The 17,717-nt window shown below is 72.4% G+C and carries 17 protein-coding genes; 9 read left to right on the top strand and 8 right to left on the bottom strand.

The window, feature by feature from the left end; genetic code table 11:
- Nucleotides 1-67: 67 nt before the first annotated feature.
- Both ACH4N1_RS11270 and ACH4N1_RS11275 read left to right on the top strand, forming a co-directional pair.
- On the top strand, nt 68-2,002 hold the full coding sequence (locus ACH4N1_RS11270) for an MFS transporter (RefSeq protein ID WP_398096318.1): 1,935 nt from the start codon (nt 68-70) through the stop codon (nt 2,000-2,002).
- A 378-nt stretch (nt 2,003-2,380) separates the two neighbouring features.
- Nucleotides 2,381-3,952, top strand: coding sequence for a sodium:solute symporter family protein (locus ACH4N1_RS11275; protein ID WP_398096320.1), 1,572 nt, complete (start codon nt 2,381-2,383; stop codon nt 3,950-3,952).
- 23 nt (nt 3,953-3,975) lie between these two features.
- Here ACH4N1_RS11275 and ACH4N1_RS11280 read toward each other — a convergent pair whose 3' ends face one another.
- From ACH4N1_RS11280 to ACH4N1_RS11295, 4 genes are all read right to left on the bottom strand, one after another.
- Nucleotides 3,976-5,094: an ADP-ribosylglycohydrolase family protein gene (locus ACH4N1_RS11280; protein WP_398096322.1), complete on the bottom strand. Its 1,119-nt coding sequence runs from the start codon at nt 5,092-5,094 to the stop codon at nt 3,976-3,978.
- Between the two features lie 146 nt (nt 5,095-5,240).
- Nucleotides 5,241-5,816 carry a hypothetical protein gene (locus ACH4N1_RS11285; RefSeq protein ID WP_398096323.1) on the bottom strand — a complete coding sequence of 192 codons (576 nt, stop codon included), beginning with the start codon at nt 5,814-5,816 and terminating at the stop codon, nt 5,241-5,243.
- A gap of 130 nt (nt 5,817-5,946) precedes the next feature.
- Nucleotides 5,947-8,532, bottom strand: a complete 2,586-nt coding sequence (locus tag ACH4N1_RS11290) for a bifunctional FO biosynthesis protein CofGH (protein WP_398096325.1) — start codon at nt 8,530-8,532, stop codon at nt 5,947-5,949.
- 110 nt (nt 8,533-8,642) lie between these two features.
- On the bottom strand, nt 8,643-9,509 hold the full coding sequence (locus tag ACH4N1_RS11295; RefSeq protein ID WP_398096327.1) for an LLM class F420-dependent oxidoreductase: 867 nt from the start codon (nt 9,507-9,509) through the stop codon (nt 8,643-8,645).
- A gap of 280 nt (nt 9,510-9,789) precedes the next feature.
- Here ACH4N1_RS11295 and ACH4N1_RS11300 point away from each other — a divergent pair, with 280 nt between their 5' ends.
- A complete protein-coding gene (locus ACH4N1_RS11300) occupies nt 9,790-9,954 on the top strand; it encodes a hypothetical protein (protein WP_398096328.1) in 165 nt (54 codons plus the stop codon).
- 69 nt (nt 9,955-10,023) lie between these two features.
- On the opposite strand, the gene ACH4N1_RS11305 is transcribed toward ACH4N1_RS11300, so the two are convergent.
- From ACH4N1_RS11305 to ACH4N1_RS11320, 4 genes are all read right to left on the bottom strand, one after another.
- The gene (locus ACH4N1_RS11305; protein ID WP_398096330.1) at nt 10,024-10,437 is read right to left on the bottom strand and encodes a cytidine deaminase family protein; all 414 of its coding nucleotides are present in this window, start codon (nt 10,435-10,437) and stop codon (nt 10,024-10,026) included.
- Between the two features lie 119 nt (nt 10,438-10,556).
- Nucleotides 10,557-10,838 (bottom strand): hypothetical protein, encoded by a 282-nt coding sequence (locus tag ACH4N1_RS11310; protein ID WP_398096331.1) that lies wholly within the window; start codon nt 10,836-10,838, stop codon nt 10,557-10,559.
- Nucleotides 10,835-11,110: a hypothetical protein gene (locus ACH4N1_RS11315; protein ID WP_382789654.1), complete on the bottom strand. Its 276-nt coding sequence runs from the start codon at nt 11,108-11,110 to the stop codon at nt 10,835-10,837. Before ACH4N1_RS11315 ends, ACH4N1_RS11310 begins: the two co-directional genes overlap by 4 nt.
- A gap of 74 nt (nt 11,111-11,184) precedes the next feature.
- The gene (locus ACH4N1_RS11320) at nt 11,185-11,619 is read right to left on the bottom strand and encodes an ATP-binding protein (protein ID WP_398096333.1); all 435 of its coding nucleotides are present in this window, start codon (nt 11,617-11,619) and stop codon (nt 11,185-11,187) included.
- Nucleotides 11,620-11,785: 166 nt separating this feature from the next.
- Between ACH4N1_RS11320 and ACH4N1_RS11325 the strand changes: the two genes are divergently transcribed.
- The 6 genes from ACH4N1_RS11325 (at nt 11,786) to ACH4N1_RS11350 (ending at nt 17,659) form a co-directional block, all read left to right on the top strand.
- Nucleotides 11,786-12,670 (top strand): helix-turn-helix transcriptional regulator, encoded by an 885-nt coding sequence (locus tag ACH4N1_RS11325; RefSeq protein ID WP_398096678.1) that lies wholly within the window; start codon nt 11,786-11,788, stop codon nt 12,668-12,670.
- A gap of 10 nt (nt 12,671-12,680) precedes the next feature.
- On the top strand, nt 12,681-12,866 hold the full coding sequence (locus tag ACH4N1_RS11330; protein WP_398096335.1) for a DUF397 domain-containing protein: 186 nt from the start codon (nt 12,681-12,683) through the stop codon (nt 12,864-12,866).
- A 114-nt stretch (nt 12,867-12,980) separates the two neighbouring features.
- Nucleotides 12,981-13,373, top strand: coding sequence for a nitroreductase/quinone reductase family protein (locus ACH4N1_RS11335; RefSeq protein WP_398096337.1), 393 nt, complete (start codon nt 12,981-12,983; stop codon nt 13,371-13,373).
- Between the two features lie 212 nt (nt 13,374-13,585).
- The gene (locus tag ACH4N1_RS11340; protein ID WP_398096338.1) at nt 13,586-16,555 is read left to right on the top strand and encodes an AfsR/SARP family transcriptional regulator; all 2,970 of its coding nucleotides are present in this window, start codon (nt 13,586-13,588) and stop codon (nt 16,553-16,555) included.
- 215 nt (nt 16,556-16,770) lie between these two features.
- A complete protein-coding gene (locus ACH4N1_RS11345; protein ID WP_398096340.1) occupies nt 16,771-16,962 on the top strand; it encodes a hypothetical protein in 192 nt (63 codons plus the stop codon).
- 244 nt (nt 16,963-17,206) lie between these two features.
- Nucleotides 17,207-17,659, top strand: a complete 453-nt coding sequence (locus ACH4N1_RS11350; RefSeq protein WP_398096341.1) for a phospholipase — start codon at nt 17,207-17,209, stop codon at nt 17,657-17,659.
- Nucleotides 17,660-17,717 lie beyond the last annotated feature (58 nt).

Genomic DNA, 17,717 nt, shown 5'->3' on the forward strand with positions numbered 1-17,717 from the left:
GGCCGCGAAGCGGTCGCGAACGGGGCGCGTCCGAGAGCAGAAGACGGGACACGGGGAGTGCCTTCAGGTGGCGACTGCGGAGCCGACACGCGCCGGCGGAACCGGTCCGGACCCGGACGGCGGCCGGCAGGTGCGCCTGCCCGCGCCCCAGTCCGGTGACCACGACCGCGGCCAGGCGGCCGATCAGGACCGTGCGCCGGCCGTCGCCGGGCCCGCCCCCGGCTCCGCCCCGGAGGCGGGTGAGCGGGGAGCGGCCGCCGGGGACTCCCGCGTGAGGGCGCTCGCCGACCGGGTGCGCGACCGGCTCCGCCGGCATCTCGTGCTCTCGGTGACGGTCCTGTCCGGCGTGCTGCACCTCGCCTGGTTCTTCGCGTTCGCGAACAGTGGTGGGGATCTCGCCGCCCAGGACGCGTGGGCCGAGTTCGTCGGCCGGCACCCCGACTCCGCGTACAACCTCGCCTGGTACGGCGGCATGCACCCGGTGTCGTACAGCGTGGTGTCGCCGTACCTGATGTCGGTGCTCGGTGTCCGGACGACGATGATGATCGCCGGGACGATCTCCGCCGGGCTGCTGACGCTGATCCTGCTGCGCTGCCGGCCGGTGCGGAACCCGGTGTGGCCCGCGCTGGCGGGGGTGTTCGCGCTGCTGTGCAACGCGGCGTCGGGCCGGGTGACGTTCGGGCTCGGCAACATGTTCGCGCTCGGCGCGGTCGCCGTCGTGTTCTGCTGGCCGTACCGCTGGCGCTACAAGCGGTGGGCGAAGGCGCTGTGCGCGGCGCCGCTCGCCGCGCTCGCCACGATGGGGTCGCCGGTGGCGGGCCTGTTCCTGGGGCTGGTCGCGGTCGCGCTGTTCCTGCAGAAGCGGCGGCCGGGCGCGTGGGCGCTCGGGCTGGCCCCGACCGCCGTCGTCGCGGTGTCGGCGTGGGCGTTCCCGTTCTCCGGCACGCAGCCGATGTCCTTCGGTTCGGCGTCGCTGCCGCTGGCGTTCTCGGTGATCGTCTTCGCGGTCGTCCCGCGCGACTGGAAGACCGTACGGATCACGGCGGCGGTCTACGGCCTCGGGGTGCTCGGGGTGTGGGTGATCAGTTCGCAGATCGGGTCCAACATCACCCGGCTCGCGATGCTGTTCTCGGGTGTGGTGCTGATGGCCGCGCTGCCGTTCGCGGTGCCGCGCAGCCGCAAGTGGTACGCGATCGTTCTCTCCTCGCTGGTCTTCGTCGGCTGGATCGGCTTCAAGTCGGTCGACGACGTCTACCGGACGACTCCGGCGGCGTCCTGGGCGCGCGAGCTGGCGCCGCTGGTCAACGAGTTGCAGGAGGTGGGCGCGGAGAAGGGCCGGGTGGAGGTCGTCCCGGCGCGCTCGCACCGCGAGGCGTCCGCGCTCGCGCCGTACTTCAACCTGGCCCGCGGCTGGAACCGGCAGGCCGACATGGAGCGCAACCCCCTCTTCTACGACGACACCCTGAACTCGGCGAACTACCGCGAGTGGCTCAAGCGGTGGGCGGTGCACTTCGTGGTCGTGCCCAAGGACGTGCCGGACGGGGACGGCGGGCAGCGGGAACGGGAGCTGGTGCAGCGGGGGCTGCCCTATCTGGAGCAGATCTGGGGCGACGCCAACTGGCAGCTGTTCCAGGTGAAGGCCCCGGGGTCGCTGGCCGAGCCGAACGCGGTCGTGCAGCGGGCGGCGCAGGGCGAGATGACGATCGACGTGCGTGAGGCGGGCCGGATCCTGATCCGGATCCCGTACTCGCCGTGGCTGAGCATCGTCGACGCAAAGGGCAGGAGCCTGGAGCCGCCGCAGGAGACGGAGGCGTCCAAGGACCGGGCCGAGGGGGAGCCGAAGGCGTACGACAACGTCAACGGCTGCCTCTTCGAGACGGAGGAGGACGCGGACGGCGACCGGTGGACGGTGCTGATCGCGCCGGAGGCGGGCACCTACCGGCTGGCGGCGCCGTACCAGCTGCCCCGGGGCACGCCGTGCCCGGACGAGCTGAAGAAGTAGCCGCCGGGCGGAACGTACGGGCGTACTCGCTCGAGGGGCGCGCCGCCCCGGGGCGGGTACCGGCTCGGGTCGGGTCCTGCCTCGAAAGGCGCACCGCCCGGGGGCGCGTACTCCCCCGAGGGGCGCACCGCCTCGGGCGCGTGCTGCCTCGGGGTACTGCCGCGCATCGGCGGCATCGATCATCTGGAGAACCGGGCGCGGGCGCGCACCGGGCAGTCGCTGCTGGTCAGTGCCGGAGGACCGCCACCATGAGTTCACATAGGTGAACCGGGACCACCATACAGAATGATTTTACCTCCCCTTGACCTTACATCGCCTTGTCGTGTCCACGCACCAACGCCCACGATGAGCGCCGGGCTGAACCCTGGGAGGACGCACATGAACGGTCTCGACTGGGCCGTGCTCATCGGCTACTTCGGCGTGATGGTCGCCATCGGTGTCTGGTCCCACAAACGGGTCGACAACGTCAGCGACTTCTTCACCGCCGGCGGCAAGATGCCGTGGTGGCTGTCGGGCATCTCGCACCACATGTCGGGCTACAGCGCGGTCATGTTCACCGGTTACGCCGGCATCGCCTACACCTACGGCGTCACCTCGTTCGTCACCTGGTCCTTCCCGATCGCCCTGGGCATCGCGATCGGTTCCAGGCTGTTCGCGCCCCGCATCAACCGGCTGCGCTCACGGCTGCACGTGGCCTCCCCGCTGGAGTACCTGAAGAACCGGTACGACCTCAAGACGCAGCAGGCGCTGGCCTGGTCCGGGATGCTCCTGAAGATCGTGGACGTGGGCGCCAAGTGGGCCGCGATCGCCACCCTGTTGTCCGTGTTCACCGGCATCTCGCTGAACCAGGGCATCCTCATCACCGGCGCCATCACGGCCGTCTACTGCACGATCGGCGGCCTGTGGGCCGACGCCCTCACCGAGTTGGGGCAGTTCATCATCCAACTCCTCGCGGGCGTGGCCATGTTCATCGCCGTGGTGATGGAACTGTCCGACCTCGGCATCGGTTTCCTCGGCGCGTGGGACGAGCCGGAGCTCCAGGGCCACGGGAAGCCGCTGGTGGGGCCGTACGGCACGGTGTTCCTGCTCGCGTTCCTCTTCATCAAGCTGTTCGAGTACAACGGCGGCATGCTCAACCAGGCCCAGCGCTACATGGCCACCGCCACCCCGAAGGAGGCCCAGCGGTCGGCGCGGCTGTCGGCGGTGCTGTGGCTGGTGTGGCCGCTGGTGCTGTTCTACCCGATGTGGATGTCACCGCTGCTGGTCGAGTCGCAGAAGCCGGACGGCTCCGACTCCTACGGTCTGATGACCGAACAGCTGCTGCCGCACGGACTGCTGGGTCTGGTCATCGTCGGTTTCTTCTCCCACACGATGGCGATGTGCTCCTCCGACGCCAACGCCATCGCCGCCGTCTTCACCCGTGACTGCGCGCCGGTGATCTCGGCACGGGCGCGGGCCTGGAACCAGCGGTCGGGGCTGATCGCGGCCCGCGTCGCGACGGTGGTCTTCCTCGGCCTGTCCATGGCTGCGGCCACGCAGGTCAACTCCCCCGCGTTCAAGGACATCATCACCGTCGTCATCAAGTGGGTGGCCGGCCTGATGGGCCCGATGGCGATCCCGATGATGCTCGGTCTGCTGCGGCCGTTCCGCCGCTCCGGCCCGACGGCGGCGCTGGTGAGCTGGTCCATGGGCCTGCTGGCCTTCTGGCTGGTCAACTACCCGATCAACTGGAACGTCGACGGCGGCGTCCCGCTCCAGTACCAGGTCTCCGTGCCGCTCGCGGTCTCCCTCGTCCTCTACGTCCTCATCGGCTTCCTGAAGCCGGAGGACACCCCGGAACGGCTCGCGATCATCGACCGGATCAACACGGACGGGGGCGGCGGGGCGGCCACGGCGGCGGCCGAGGTGCCCGCGCCGCGGGACTCGACGCCGGCACCCGTGAAGGACTAGCACCGGGCGGCACCCGGCCGGGGCTAGACGCCCCGCGGGTACCGGGCGAGCCAGCCCGGGGAGGCGCTCGCCGGGGTGTGCAGGGCCGGGCCCTGGGTCATCTCCATCGCGAAGTCGTCCGCCAGTTCCAGGATCGTGGGACGGCCCTCCAGTTCGGCCACCCAGGCCGGCGGGAGGGCCGTCTCGCCGTGCAGCGCCCCGAGCAGCCCGCCGACCAGCGCGCCGGTCGCGGCCGACGGGGCGCCGTGGTTGACGGCGAGCCGCAGCCCGTGCCGTACGTCCTCGGCGACCAGGGCGCAGTAGACGGCCGCCGCGAGCACGGCCTGGGCCGTCCCCGTCCCGGCCAGTCCCGCCACCCGCTCCGGACCGGGCACCCCCTGCCGTACGGCGTCCAGCGCGTGCCGCAGCGCCTCCGACACCGGCTCGTGCCCCGGCCGGGCGGACAGCAGGGCGAGCGCCCGCCGCACCGCGCCGTCGAGGCTGTCGCCGCGGGCCAGCGCGTGCACGGTGACCGCGTACGCGCCCGCCGCGAGGTGTCCGCACGGGTGGCCGTGGGTCTGCGCCGCGCACTCCACGGCCAGTTGCGCCACCAGGTGCGGCTCCCAGCCGACGAGCAGCCCGAAGGGCGCCGAGCGGGCGGTGGCCTCGGGGCCGTCCTCGCCTGGGCTCTTGGGTGCGTCGAGGGTGCCCATGGTGTCGTCGCCGAAGCCGAGCAGCAGGGACCGGGCGGGGTCGCGGCGGACGTACAGCCACTCCTCGTGGGCCAGCCAGCCGTCGTCCTCACGGCGCAGGTCGGGCCCCCAGTCGCGCTGGGTGGCGGCCCATCTCCGGTACGCCCGGTGCAGATCGGTCGGCGGATGCCAGGCGCCGGTGTCGCGGCGGACCTGGGCCCGGATCAGCCCGTCCACGCTGAACAGGGTCAGCTGGGTGAGATGGGTGACGGCGCCGCGCCGGCCGTGGGCGGGCGCCAGGTCGACGAGCCCCTCGGGCCCGTGCGCCCGCCGTATCTCCTCCAGGCCGAGCCGGTCGACGGCCGCCCCGAGGGCGTCCCCCACGGCGGCGCCGAGCAGGGTGCCGCGCACCCGGCTGCGGAAGTCCTGCTGCTCGGTACGCCCCCAGACGGCACCGCCCGTCGCACCCACCTAGACCTCCCGGGCACCGTCCGTACGTACGACGTCCGTCACTGTAATCGAACGGAGGTGGAGGATCCGGGGGAAGGCCGTGAACATGCCAGACGTACCGTCCGGGCGGAGCTCCCCCGCGGCGGTCGCGTTCTCCGCTCCCGCGGTTACTCGACGACCCGGACGTTCGTCCCCGTCGCGCCGAACGCCCACAGGGCCGCGCCGTCCGCCTTCGGCATGCGGATGCCCCCGGTCTGCGCCCCCGAGGCGGGGGGCGGGGAGGAGCCGTCGACCGCGTTGGAGAAGGCGATGTTGACGCCCGACTTGGCGGAGAAGTAGATGATGTGCTCGATCTGCACGCCGTCGGAGCCGGTGGTGGCGTCCTTGCGCAGGGACACCGTGTAGCTGCCGGACGCCGGGTCCACGGTGCCCGGCCAGACCGTGAAGGTGCGGCGGGCCGCGTCGTCGGCGTCGACCAGCCAGACCCGGTCCTGACCGAGGGAGTAGACGATGCGGCGGCCCGCGCCCGAGCCGTCGGGGACGGGCGCGGCCTTCGGGGTCGGGGACGGGGAGGCCGAGGGCTTGGCGTCCGCGGAGGCGGCGGCGGACGGCTTCGCCGTCGTCGCCGTCGGGTGCGGGCCCTTGTCGGCCTGCACCGTCAGGGCGCCGACCACGACGATCGCGCCGGCCGTCAGACCGGTGACCCAGGCCCACGAAGGAAGCCGTCGGGCAGGCACGGGCACGCATCTCCTCAGTCTCGGGCCCCCGACACCGGGAGCCCGATCATCGTACTGCGATGCCCCCGGTCCCCCGGCCCTCAGCCCAGTGGACGCCCCGGTCCCCCGGCCCTCCGGTCTCCCGCTCCCCCGGCCCTCAGTCCAGCACCGGCAGCAGCTCCGGCAGGTGGCCGTCGGACGCCGCGGCGGCCCGCTGCCGCTCCTCGGGGACCTCGCCGTACAGGGTGGTGCGGGGCCTCGCCGGGCGGCCGGCCGCCTCGGCGACCGCGATCAGGTCCCGGACCGACTTGTAGGAGCCGTAGGAGGAGCCCGCCATGCGGGAGATGGTCTCCTCCATCAGGGTGCCGCCGAGGTCGTTCGCCCCGGAACGGAGCATCTCCGCCGCGCCCTCGGCGCCCAGCTTCACCCAGCTGGTCTGGATGTTCGGGATGTGCGGGTGGAGCAGCAGGCGGGCCATCGCCGTGACCGCGCGGTTGTCCCGCACGGTCGGGCCGGGCCGCGCGATGCCCGCCAGGTACACCGGTGCGTTGGTGTGGATGAAGGGGAGCGTCACGAACTCCGTGAAGCCGCCGGTGCGTTGCTGGATCCCGGCCAGGGTGCGCAGGTGGCCGAGCCAGTGCCGGGGCTGGTCGACGTGGCCGTACATCATCGTCGACGAGGAGCGGATGCCCAGTTCGTGGGCCGTCGTGACGACCTCGATCCAGGTCGCCGTCGGCAGTTTGCCCTTGGTGAGGACCCAGCGGACCTCGTCGTCGAGGATCTCGGCGGCCGTGCCGGGGATGGTGTCCAGGCCGGCCTCCTTGGCGGCCGTCAGCCACTCGCGGATCGACAGGCCGGTGCGGGTGGCGCCGTTGACGACCTCCATCGGCGAGAAGGCGTGCACGTGCATCCCCGGCACCCGTTCCTTCACCGCCCTCGCGATGTCGAAGTACGCCGTGCCGGGCAGGTCCGGGTGGATGCCGCCCTGCATGCAGACCTCCACCGCGCCGACGTCCCAGGCCTGTCGGGCCCGGTCGGCCACCTGGTCGAGGGAGAGCGTGTAGGCGTCGGCGTCGGTGCGGCGCTGCGCGAAGGCGCAGAAACGGCAGCCGGTGTAGCAGACGTTGGTGAAGTTGATGTTCCGCGTGACGATGTAGGTGACGTCGTCGCCGACCGCCGCCCGCCGGACGTCGTCGGCGATGCGGCACAGGGCGTCGAGCGCGGGCCCGTCGGCGTGCAGCAGGGCCAGCGCCTCGTCGTCCGTCAGCCTCGTCGGGTCGTCGGCCGCCGTCGCCAGCGCCTGCCGTACGTCGGTGTCGATGCGCTCCGGTGCCATGCCGGGCGCGGCGGCCTCCCGCAGGGCGCCCCAGTCGCCGTACACCTCGTCGAAGTCGTCGCGGCGGTCGGAGGTGCGGCCGTCGGTGTCGATGGTGCGGTGCAGGTCGGTGCGGCCGGTGGCCTCGAAGGTGTCCTCCGGTTCCTGCCACGGCCGGCCCTCGACGACGGCGTCCGGCACGGCCAGGCCCGTCTCCGGGTCGGCGAGCGCGCGCACGTGCGGCAGCAGGCGCGGGTCCAGCCACGGCTCGCCGCGCCGCACGAACTCCGGGTACACGCACAGCCGTTCGCGCATCTCGAAGCCGGCAGCCGCCGACCGTGCGGCGAGTTCGTCGATCTGCGGCCAGGGGCGTTCGGGGTTGACGTGGTCGATGGTGAGGGGGGACACCCCGCCCCAGTCGTCGATGCCCGCGCCGATCAGGCGCTCGTACTCGCCGGCCACCAGGTTGGGCGGGGCCTGGAGGCAGGCGCTCGGGCCCATGAGGTGGCGGGCGACGGCCACCGTCGCCACCAGCTCGTCGAGTTCGGCGTCGGGCATGCCGCGCATCGCCGTGTCCGGCTTGGCGCGGAAGTTCTGGATGATCAGTTCCTGGATGCCGTGGTAGGCGCGGGAGACCTTGCGGAGCGCGAACAGCGACTCGGCGCGCTCCTCGTACGTCTCCCCGATGCCGATCAGGATCCCCGAGGTGAACGGGACCGAGGAGCGGCCGGCGTCCTCCAGCACCCGCAGCCGTACGGCGGGTTCCTTGTCGGGGGAGCCGAAGTGCGGGCCGCCGGGCTCGGACCACAGCCGGGTCGCGGTGGTCTCCAGCATCATGCCCATCGACGGGGCGACCGGCTTGAGCCGCTGGAAGTCCGTCCAGCTCATGACGCCCGGGTTGAGGTGCGGCAGCAGGCCGGTCTCCTCCAGGATGCGGATGGAGATCGCGCGGACGTAGGCGATGGTGTCGTCGTAGCCGTGCGCGTCGAGCCACTCGCGCGCCTGTGGCCAGCGGTCCTCGGGCTTGTCGCCGAGGGTGATGAGCGCTTCCTTGCAGCCGAGGGCCGCGCCCTTGCGGGCGATGTCGAGCACCTCGTCCGGGGACAGGAACATCCCGTGCCCGGCGCGCCGCAGCTTGCCGGGCACGGTGACGAACGTGCAGTAGTGGCACTTGTCCCGGCACAGCCGGGTCAGCGGGACGAAGACGCTCTTCGAGTACGTGATGACGCCGGGCCGCCCGGCCGCCTCCAGGCCCGCGTCCCGCACCCGGGCGGCGGACGCGGCCAGGTCGACGAGGTGCTCGCCCCGGGCCTGGAGCAGGACCGCCGCCTCGGCGGCGTCGAGGGCGACGCCGTCCCGGGCACGTTTGAGGGCGCGACGCAGCGAGTTCTCGGTGGGGCCGGTTCCGGAGGTCGCGGAAGTCGTCATCCCTTGAGCATACGTTCGGGCTGATCAGGACCGGCGGGGGCGCCGGGGTCGTCCCTCGGCGGCATGCGTGACGCGGTGCCACTGGCGGTCGGCGCCCGTGCCGGTCGGCATCACGCGAGGTCGGCCGCTGCGGGCAGGTAGGGGGCGCACGCGTCGAGGGCCTTGAGGACGTCCGCCTCCCCGGCCGGCGGGAGCTGCACCACGACCTCCTCGATGCCCAGCTCGGCGTAGTGCGCGAGCTTGCCGGGCGAGGGGTGGACGGCGTACGGCACGACCTGGAGGCCCGCCGGGTCCCGGCCCGCGTCCGCCCAGGCAGCGCGCAGCACGGGCAGCGACTCGGACAGGCCGCGCCCGCCGATCGGCAGCCAGCCGTCGGCGTACTCGCAGATGTGCGCGAACAGCTTCGGACCGGCGGCGCCGCCGACGAGGGTGCGGGGTCCGGTGACCGGGCCGCGCGGCCTCTGCACCGGCTTGGGGTACGCGTGGCTGGCCCGCACGCCGCCGAACTCGCCCTCGTAAGCGGTGGGTTCCTCGCTCCACAGCGCCCGCATCAACGCCATCCGGTCGCGGACCAGCTCACGGCGGGTACGCCACTCGACGCCGTGGTCGGCGGCCTCCTCCACGTTCCAGCCGAAGCCGAGCCCGAGGGTGAAGCGGCCGCCGGAGAGGTGGTCCACCGTCGCGATCTGCTTGGCGAGGTCGATCGGGTCGTGCTGGGCGACGAGGGTGATCCCGGTGCCGAGCCCCAGGCGCTCCGTCACGGCCGCCGCCTGGCCGAGGGCGACGAAGGGGTCGAGGGTGCGGCCGTACTCGGGAGGCAGGTCGCCGCCCGCGGGGTACGGGGTGGTGCGCTCGACGGGGATGTGGGTGTGCTCGGGAAGGTACAGCCCGGCGAAGCCCCGCTGCTCCAGCTCACGGGCGAGGCGGGTGGGCGTGATCGTCCCGTCGGTGAGGAAGATGGTCACGGCGATGCGCATGGGGCGGCCTTTCGGGGCGGGCGGCTCTGGGGTGCGGCTGGTGCGGCTCTCTCGACGCGAGTCTCTCGACGCGGGAGACGTCGCCCTCATCTGTACCGGGAGACGACACCGGTGTCCATACCGACCGGTCGGCATATCGGGGTGCGGTCGGTGCGGCGCCGTATCCGGGTGCCGCCGGTACGGCCCCGCGGGCCGCGGGCACCGCCGGATTCCGGACGAGCCCCTGAAACCGACCGGATCCCGTCCGCGTCATGACGTGCATGATGCAGGGGGAAGCACGATGGGCGAGGAGCCGGGCCGGGCGGAGCTCCTGCTCGCCTTCGCTCTCGCGGCGGCCGTCCCCGTCGTCGTCGGGGGAACGCCGGTCGTCTCCCTCGTGGGGCTGACGGTGTGGGCGACGGCACCGCTGCGACGACGCGGACGCTCACGCTCCACCGACGCTTAGGGCCCCGCACCGTCGGGCGACGTCCTCCGCCGTCGGCCGACGAGGCCGGTGCTTGCCGCACGGCACGGGCTACTCGGCGTCGAGCCGGTGGTCGGCCCAGACGTAGGTCTCGGGGAGCAGGTCGGCGACGGGGACCGTACGGATGCGGTCACCCTCACCGACGATGACCTCGATGGCGGGGAAGTAGTCGAGGAGGACCTGGCGGCACCGACCGCAGGGCGGTACGACCCCACGGTCGCGATCGCCCACGGCGACGATCGTGTCCAGTTCGTAGACGCCCTGGGCGGCCGCCGCGCCGACGAGGACCAGTTCGGCGCAGGGGCCGCCGGTGAAGTGGTAGGCGTTCACCGCGGTGACGATGCGGCCGTCCCGGGCGCGGGCCGCCGCCGCCATGGTGTGGTTGTCGCCCCGGCAGCAAGTACGGGCGACGTGCGCGGCAGCCCGGACGAGTTCGTGGTCGACGGGGGAGGTCTTCGTGGTCATCGGGCGACGGTGCCTCGTGCGACGAGGACGCACAAGCGAATTTCGGCGGGTCGGCCCCCGGGCCGCCCGCCCTTTGAGGCTGCGAGGTACACCGGTGACGGGGTGACCGGCGGCGTAGTTCAGTCCACGACCTGTGGATCACGGAAGTAGTAGACGACGGTGACACCCATGCCGTGAGTGTGCGTATAGACGACCGTGATCGCCTCGGCCGAGTCGCGAGCCAGAGGTGTCGTGTACGTGTACTCGACGGACGGTGGCCGCCATCCGGGAATCTCCCGGCCAACCGCCGGGTCCCGGCCGATGGCCGCGAGTGCTTCCCGGACCACCTCCCGTTCCCCCTCCGTCAGGTCGCCGAACGCCTTCCTCGCAGGCTCGGCCTCCTCCAGCGGGACTCCGTTCACGTACGGCCGCCTTCGGCTCGCGCGTCTTCCAGGGCGGCCATGACCTCGGGCGAGTTCCTGATCAGGATCCGGTGCCGGTAGGCCCGGACGACTGCCGCGGCGCCTGCGAAGTCGTTGGTGGGAGCGGCTCCTATGGCTGCCGCCAGTTCCTCCTCGAAGCGTTCCCGGTCGCCCGGAAACCCGTAGCGGCTGAGCGCACCGCGCAGGTCGTCCACCGTACGGATCTCCGGGAGGGGCATCGCTCCCCAGCCGTGTTCGGGCTGTGCGCTCATGATCTGCTCCTGGTGGGCGGGCCTGGCTCCGGCTTCCAGTATGGCCGCGCCGAGCCCGCGCGGACGGCTCGTCCTCACCACGCCGCCCCACCCACGCAGTCCGCCCACAGCAGCTTGCCGCCGTTCGACGCGCCCGGGTGTCCGAGCGCGGACACTCCGACCTTGTCCGCGCATGCCCGCACGAGGTGGAGGCCTCTGCCGTTCTCGGCGTCCAGGGGCGGGGTCCCCTTGTCCTCGGAGAAGCCGGGCGGGACCCTCGGGTCCGTGTCCCATACGCCGACGCGCACCCGGCCGGGCTCCGGGGACAGGACCCTCAGGGCGTAGAGGCCGGTCGTGTGGCGGTGCGAGTTCGTCAGCAGTTCCGCCGCGAGCAGTTCCGCGGTCGGGGTCAGCTCGGGCAGTTCGTGGGCAGCGAGAATCAGGCGCAGGGCGCCCCTCGCGACACCCGGTGCGCGGGGATCTCGCGGGAGGTGCAGGGTGTAGTTCCAGGGCGGGGATACGGTGGCCATGAGAAGTCTCCGGTCACTGAGGGGAGTTGGACGGGTGCCTGGTGTCTCTGCCGTGGCGTCCCACGGTGCGCTTCCAGGACGGGCGCCTGAGCAAGAAAGTAGGGCATCGCAAATGTCATTTGCGAGTCGTCGCGATACTTGTGCTTATTTCTCAGCTGTGTGAGTGATCCATCAGAACGTGCGTCCGAGAGGAATTGACGTGCCGGCAAGACCCCCACTGACGGCCCGCCGCCTCCGGCTCGCCGTGGAACTACGCAAGATGCGTGAGCGGGCGGGCATGACGGCGACCGACGCCGCACGCACGCTGGGCACAAGTCAGGGCCAACTCAGCAATGTGGAGTCGGGCCGGTTCGGAGTGAGCCCCGAACGGATCAGATCGCTCGCCCGCATCTACTCCTGCCCCGACCAGCCCTTCGTGGAGGCCCTGGTCGGGATGGCGAGCGAGAAGACTCTCGGCTGGTGGGAGTCCTACCGGGAAGTGTTGCCGTCGGGTCTCCTGGACCTTGCCGAGCTGGAACATCACGCCATCGCGATACGGACGGCGTACACGTCTCACATGCCAGGTCTGCTGCAGACCGCCGATCACGCGAGAGAGATCTTCCGCCGCGTCATTCCCACGCCCACACCCCCCGAGGTCGAGCACCGCGTCACACATCGCGTCAAACGACAGGGTGTGCTCTACCGTGCCGACCCGACCCCGTACAGCGCGGTCGTCCACGAGGCAGCCCTGCGCATGGGGGTGGGTGGCCGCGATGTGGCCCGCGCCCAGTTGCTGCACCTGCTCGACATGGGCGAACGGGAGCACATCTCCATTCGCGTGATCCCGTTCGGAATCGGTGCGTTCCCCGGTTCGGGTCAGTCCATCAACTACCTGTACGGCGCCGTACCGCAGCTCGACACCGCTCAACTCGACCAGTTCCACGGTCCCCTACTGCTCGACGCCGAGGCACATCTCCAGAAGTACCGGAGTCTTCTCGACGTCGTGGAGACCATCGCCCTCAACACTGAGAAATCCCGGGACCTGATCCACACCACCGCCCAGAGCCTCTGAAGGAGCCGCCATGTCCCCGTACAGCTGGCAGAAGTCGTCCTACTGCCAAGAAGGCGACGCCTGCGTCCACATAGCCTCCTCCCCCGCCACCATCCACCTCACCGAATCCGCCGACCCCGCCCGAACCGTCCTCACCACCACCCCCACCGCCTTCGCCGCCCTCCTCGACCTGATCGGCCGGCGGAGCCGGAACTGACCCCGTCGGAGCCGGCCGGCATCCGCGGCCACCCGCGGCCTTCGTCGCGCAGGCGTCCGGGACGATGGACACGACAGTTCGACCGGCCTGCCGTACGAAGGAGTCGCACCGACGATGTCCCGCCTCGACGACCGACGGTTCCGTGCCACCACCGCCCTCCAGCGCCGTCTCAACCCGCTGCTGCGGCGCCTGCCCTTCCAGACCGTCGTCGAGACCACCGGCCGGGTCTCCGGGCTGCCCCGGCGGACGCCGGTGGGCGGCCGGCGGGTGGGGGACGTCTTCTGGCTGGTGTCGGAGTTCGGGGAGCGGTCCCAGTACGTGCGCAACATCAAGGCCGACCCGCGGGTGCGGGTGCGGATCGGCGGGCGGTGGCACACGGGCACGGCGCGGCTGCTGCCCGACGACGAACCGGTGGCACGGCTGCGCGGCCTGCCCCGGTTCAACAGCGTGGCGGTGCGGGCCCTCGGGACGAACCTGCTGACCGTGCGGGTGGATCTGGACGCCTGATCGACAAGGATGCGGGAAGACTGATCTGACGCATCGTCATCGACGGTGCCGGGAGCCTTCGGTGGGCGGCTGCGGACGAAGTGTGCGCAGATCGTGTGGTGACCGTGTGGACTCCCGTGCGCCGCCCTGTGATCGGCGTCTCCCACGGCTGACGGTCCGGGCAAGTACAGGGCAAACTGACATAGTTGGTCATCATGCCTAGGGGGAGCCCGATGGACGACCGTGTACCGCGCGTGCCGGAGCAGAAGCGTCACGACTCCCACCGGGAGCCGGCGACGTTGCGCTTCGACGTGCTCGGCCCGGTGCGCGCCCGGCGCGGCGAGGAGCCGCTGGCCACCGGCTCACCCCAGCAACGCGCCCTGCTCGCCGCCCTCCTGCTGCGCGAGGGCCGTACGGCCACCGCCGCCGAGCTGATCGACGCGCTGTGGGGCGAGGAGCCGCCGTCGCAGGCGCTGGCGGCGGTGCGGACGTACGCCTCCCGGCTGCGGAAGGTCCTCGACCCGGGCGTCCTGGTCAGCGAGTCGGGCGGGTACGCGGTGCGCGGGCTCGGCGAGGGCGCCCTGGACCTGGCGGTGGCTCAGGAGTGGGCCGTCGAGGCGGAGAAGGCGCGGGCGGCCGGTGCCCTCGGCCGGGCTCGGGACCTGCTGAACCGCGCGCTCGGCCTGTGGGACGGGGAGACGCTGGCCGGCGTGCCCGGCCCGTACGCGGAGGCGCAGCGCGTGCGGCTGGAGGAGTGGCGGCTCGGCCTCCTCGAATCCCGCCTCGACCTGGACCTGGAGCAGGGCTGCCACGTGGAGGCCGTCTCCGAACTGACCGCGCTGACCGCGGCGTACCCGCTGCGCGAGCGGCTGCGGGAGCTGCTGATGCTGGCGCTGTACCGCGGCGGCCGGCAGGCGGAGGCCCTCGCCGTGTACGCCGACACCCGGCGCCTGCTGGCGGAGGAGCTCGGCGTCGACCCGAGACCGGGCCTGCGCGAGCTCCAGCGCCGCATCCTCCAGGCCGACCCGGACCTGGCGGAGCCCTCGGCGCCGCAGGCCGAGCCGTCCGCGGCCCCGGTGCGGCCCGCGCAACTCCCGGCCACGGTGCCCGACTTCACGGGCCGCTCCGCCTTCGTGACCGAGCTGAGCGAGGTGCTCGCCGGGGCGTCCGGCGAGGGCGGCGGCGGTGGCCGGGTGATGGCCGTGTCGGCGCTGGCGGGCATCGGCGGCGTCGGCAAGACGACCCTCGCCGTGCACGTGGCCCACGGGGCCCGCCCCGCCTTTCCCGACGGGCAGCTCTACGTCGACCTCCAGGGCGCCGGCGCGCGGGCCGCCGAACCCGTCACGGTCCTGGGCGCCTTCCTCCGTGCCCTCGGCACCCCCGACTCGGCGATCCCGGACTCCCTGGAGGAGCGGGCGGCGCTGTACCGCTCGGTGCTGGACGGCCGGCGCGTGCTGGTCCTGCTGGACAACGCCAGGGACGCCGCGCAGGTCCGTCCGCTGCTGCCGGGCACGGAGGGCTGCGCGGCCCTCGTCACCTCGCGGGTGCGGATGGTGGACCTGGCCGGGGCGCACCTGGTCGACCTGGACGTGATGTCGCCCGAGGAGGCCCTCGCGCTCTTCACGAAGATCGTCGGCGAGGAGCGGGTGGCGTCGGAGCGCAAGGCCGCGCTGGACGTGGTCGCCGCCTGCGGCTTCCTGCCCCTCGCGATCCGCATCGCCGCGTCCCGGCTGGCCGCCCGGCGCACCTGGACGGTGTCCGTCCTCGCCGCCAAGCTCGCCGACGAACGCCGCCGCCTCGACGAACTCCAGGCCGGCGACCTCGCCGTCAAGGCCACCTTCGAACTCGGCTACGGCCAGCTGGAACCGGCCCAGGCCCGCGCGTTCCGCCTGCTCGGCCTGGCCGACGGCCCCGACATGTCCCTCGCGGCGGCGGCGGCCGTGCTCGACCTGCCGCCGGAGGAGACCGAGGACCTGCTGGAGTCGCTGGTCGACACCTCCCTCCTGGAGTCGGCCGCGCCGGGCCGCTACCGCTTCCACGATCTGGTCCGGCTCTACGCGCGTGCCTGCGCGGAGCGGGACGAGTGGCCGCCGAGCGAGCGGGGGGAGGCACTGTCGCGGTTGCTGGACTTCTACCTGGCCACGGCGGCGGGGGTGTACGCGATCGAGCGGCCGGGAGACCGGCTGGTGGACGACCTGGAGCCGACGGAGTACACGGGGCTGACCTTCACCGAGGGCTCGGCGGCCCTCGACTGGCTCTATTCCGAGGCGGCTCCCTTGCTGGCCTGCGTACGGCAGGCGGCGGGGACGGCACGACTGCGGCGGGCGGTGGATCTGCTCTGGGCGGCCCGGGACCTGGTCGAATCGGGCGCCAACTCCCGGCAGTACGAGACGACGGCCGTGGCCATGTGCGAAGCGGCGCAGGCAGCCGGGGACGTCCGGACGGAAGGCAGGGCACGCAATACCCTCACCAGCGTGCGGCTGGTCTCCGGCCGTATCCAGCAGGCCGCGGAAGAGGCGCGACTGGCCATGGAGAGCGCGACTGCCGCCGGGGACTCCACCGCCGCGAGCTGGGCCGCCCAGGACCGGGGGCTCATCGCCCTGCACCAACGCCGGTACGAGGACGGCAAGGTCTTCTTCGACCAGGCCATCGCGGGTTTCCGGGCAGCCGGCAACGGGCTGTGCGAGGCGACCGCCCTGTGCAACCTCTCGCGGGCGTACATGGGGATGGGCGACATCACGAGAGCCGTGGAGTTCGCCCAGCGCGGCCTCGCCGTCCACATCGAGGTGGGCAGCACGATGCGGCTGGCGAACGGGTACTACGCGCTGGGGGTGGCGCTGACCAAGGCCGACCGGCACGCCGAGGCCCTCAGCCAGTTCTCGGAGGCCCTGACCATCTTCGTGGACCACCGGCAGCGGCTCTGGGAAGGCACCACCCACTTCAGGATCGCCGAGGCGCACATCGCCGCGCGCCGCCCCGCCCAGGCGGCGCAGCACGCCGAACAGGCCCTCGCCATCGGGTGCATCGGCGGAGACCGGACACGAGGTGGTGTCCTGACGCTCCTCGGGCACGCGCTCTCCTCGCTGGGCCAGGCGGACCGGTCGAAGGCCTGCTGGCGCGAGGCGCTCCAGCTCTACGAGCAGAACGGCGCGGACGAGGCCGACGACGTACGCGCCCTGCTCTCACCCGCCACCGCGGCGTAGAGGGCGGCACCGGGCCACCGGCTCCGGGCGCGTTCAGCGTTCGTTTATCACCGTCCGCCACTCTCTTACGTGTCACACCGTCGCGTCGGGGGGCAGGCGGTCTGACCAGAAGCCGAGCGGTTACTGTGCGGCTTCGAGCGCCCGTCCGGCGGCCCTCGGGGGAGTTTCTGGACGGGCGTTCCTCATTCGTCATCCGCAGCAGAGGAATCAGGACCATGAGCGACAAGAAGAACGCGGACGTCACCGCCCTGGACAACAACATGCCCAGCCCGCCGAAGACGGACGAGACCATCACCACGATGGACAACAACATGCCGGCGCCGCCGAAGACGGACGAGACCATCACGACGATGGACAACAACATGCCGGCTCCGCCCGCCCTGGACCTGGGCGGCGGCGGCAAGTAGGGCTTCATCCCGACGGGGACCGATCGGCCGCGGCGGCGCGGAGGGGGGCCGCCGCGGCCGTGGTGTGTCCGGGGGCGCCGACGGGGCGGCGCGAAGCGGTGCGTCATGTTCCGCTCGCCTGCCGCATCCCGGAGTTCACGGAGCCGTCGGCCTGACGGGGTGTGAGCACACCCCGCCGACGGCAACCATCTTGACATGCACCTGTTGCCCGAGGGACGGGCAACAGCCGTATGGAGGTGTGGGAATGCACCGCAGACTCGCCACCGCTCTCGCCGCCCCGGCCCTCGCCCTCGGTGCCGTGTTCGTCACGGCGACCGCCGCCGAGGCCGCTCCCGCCGACAAGCCCCAGGTCCTCGCGGGCTGGACGCAGACCAGCGCGTCGAGCTACAGCTCGTGGACGGCCGCCCGCGCGAACCAGTCCGCCTGGTCCGCCTACGGCTTCGACTGGTCGACCGACTACTGCTCCTCCTCGCCGGACAACCCGTTCGGCTTCCCCTTCTCCACCTCCTGCGCCCGGCACGACTTCGGCTACCGCAACTACAAGGCCGCCGGCGCCTTCGACGCCAACAAGTCCCGCCTCGACAGCGCCTTCTACGAGGACCTCAAGCGCGTGTGCACCACCTACACCGGCGCCACCAAGACGTCCTGCAACAGCACGGCCTGGACCTACTACCAGGCCGTCCGCCTCCTCGGCTGAGCCCACGCGGGGCGCCCGCCGCGCGCCCCGCACCGCTCCCGTCGTCCCCCTCGGCACG

Origin of the sequence: Streptomyces sp. NPDC017202 (assembly GCF_044331705.1) — a bacterium.
Lineage (GTDB): Bacteria > Actinomycetota > Actinomycetes > Streptomycetales > Streptomycetaceae > Streptomyces.

Coding starts and splice junctions, on each gene's coding strand:
- ACH4N1_RS11305 (WP_398096330.1), bottom strand. CDS start 10,437: ATGACCACGAAGACCTCCCCCGTCGACCACGAACTCGTCCGGGCTGCC.
- ACH4N1_RS11290 (WP_398096325.1), bottom strand. CDS start 8,532: ATGACGACTTCCGCGACCTCCGGAACCGGCCCCACCGAGAACTCGCTG.
- ACH4N1_RS11300 (WP_398096328.1), top strand. CDS start 9,790: ATGGGCGAGGAGCCGGGCCGGGCGGAGCTCCTGCTCGCCTTCGCTCTC.
- ACH4N1_RS11330 (WP_398096335.1), top strand. CDS start 12,681: ATGTCCCCGTACAGCTGGCAGAAGTCGTCCTACTGCCAAGAAGGCGAC.
- ACH4N1_RS11345 (WP_398096340.1), top strand. CDS start 16,771: ATGAGCGACAAGAAGAACGCGGACGTCACCGCCCTGGACAACAACATG.
- ACH4N1_RS11340 (WP_398096338.1), top strand. CDS start 13,586: ATGGACGACCGTGTACCGCGCGTGCCGGAGCAGAAGCGTCACGACTCC.
- ACH4N1_RS11335 (WP_398096337.1), top strand. CDS start 12,981: ATGTCCCGCCTCGACGACCGACGGTTCCGTGCCACCACCGCCCTCCAG.
- ACH4N1_RS11295 (WP_398096327.1), bottom strand. CDS start 9,509: ATGCGCATCGCCGTGACCATCTTCCTCACCGACGGGACGATCACGCCC.
- ACH4N1_RS11320 (WP_398096333.1), bottom strand. CDS start 11,619: ATGGCCACCGTATCCCCGCCCTGGAACTACACCCTGCACCTCCCGCGA.
- ACH4N1_RS11275 (WP_398096320.1), top strand. CDS start 2,381: ATGAACGGTCTCGACTGGGCCGTGCTCATCGGCTACTTCGGCGTGATG.
- ACH4N1_RS11350 (WP_398096341.1), top strand. CDS start 17,207: ATGCACCGCAGACTCGCCACCGCTCTCGCCGCCCCGGCCCTCGCCCTC.
- ACH4N1_RS11315 (WP_382789654.1), bottom strand. CDS start 11,110: ATGAGCGCACAGCCCGAACACGGCTGGGGAGCGATGCCCCTCCCGGAG.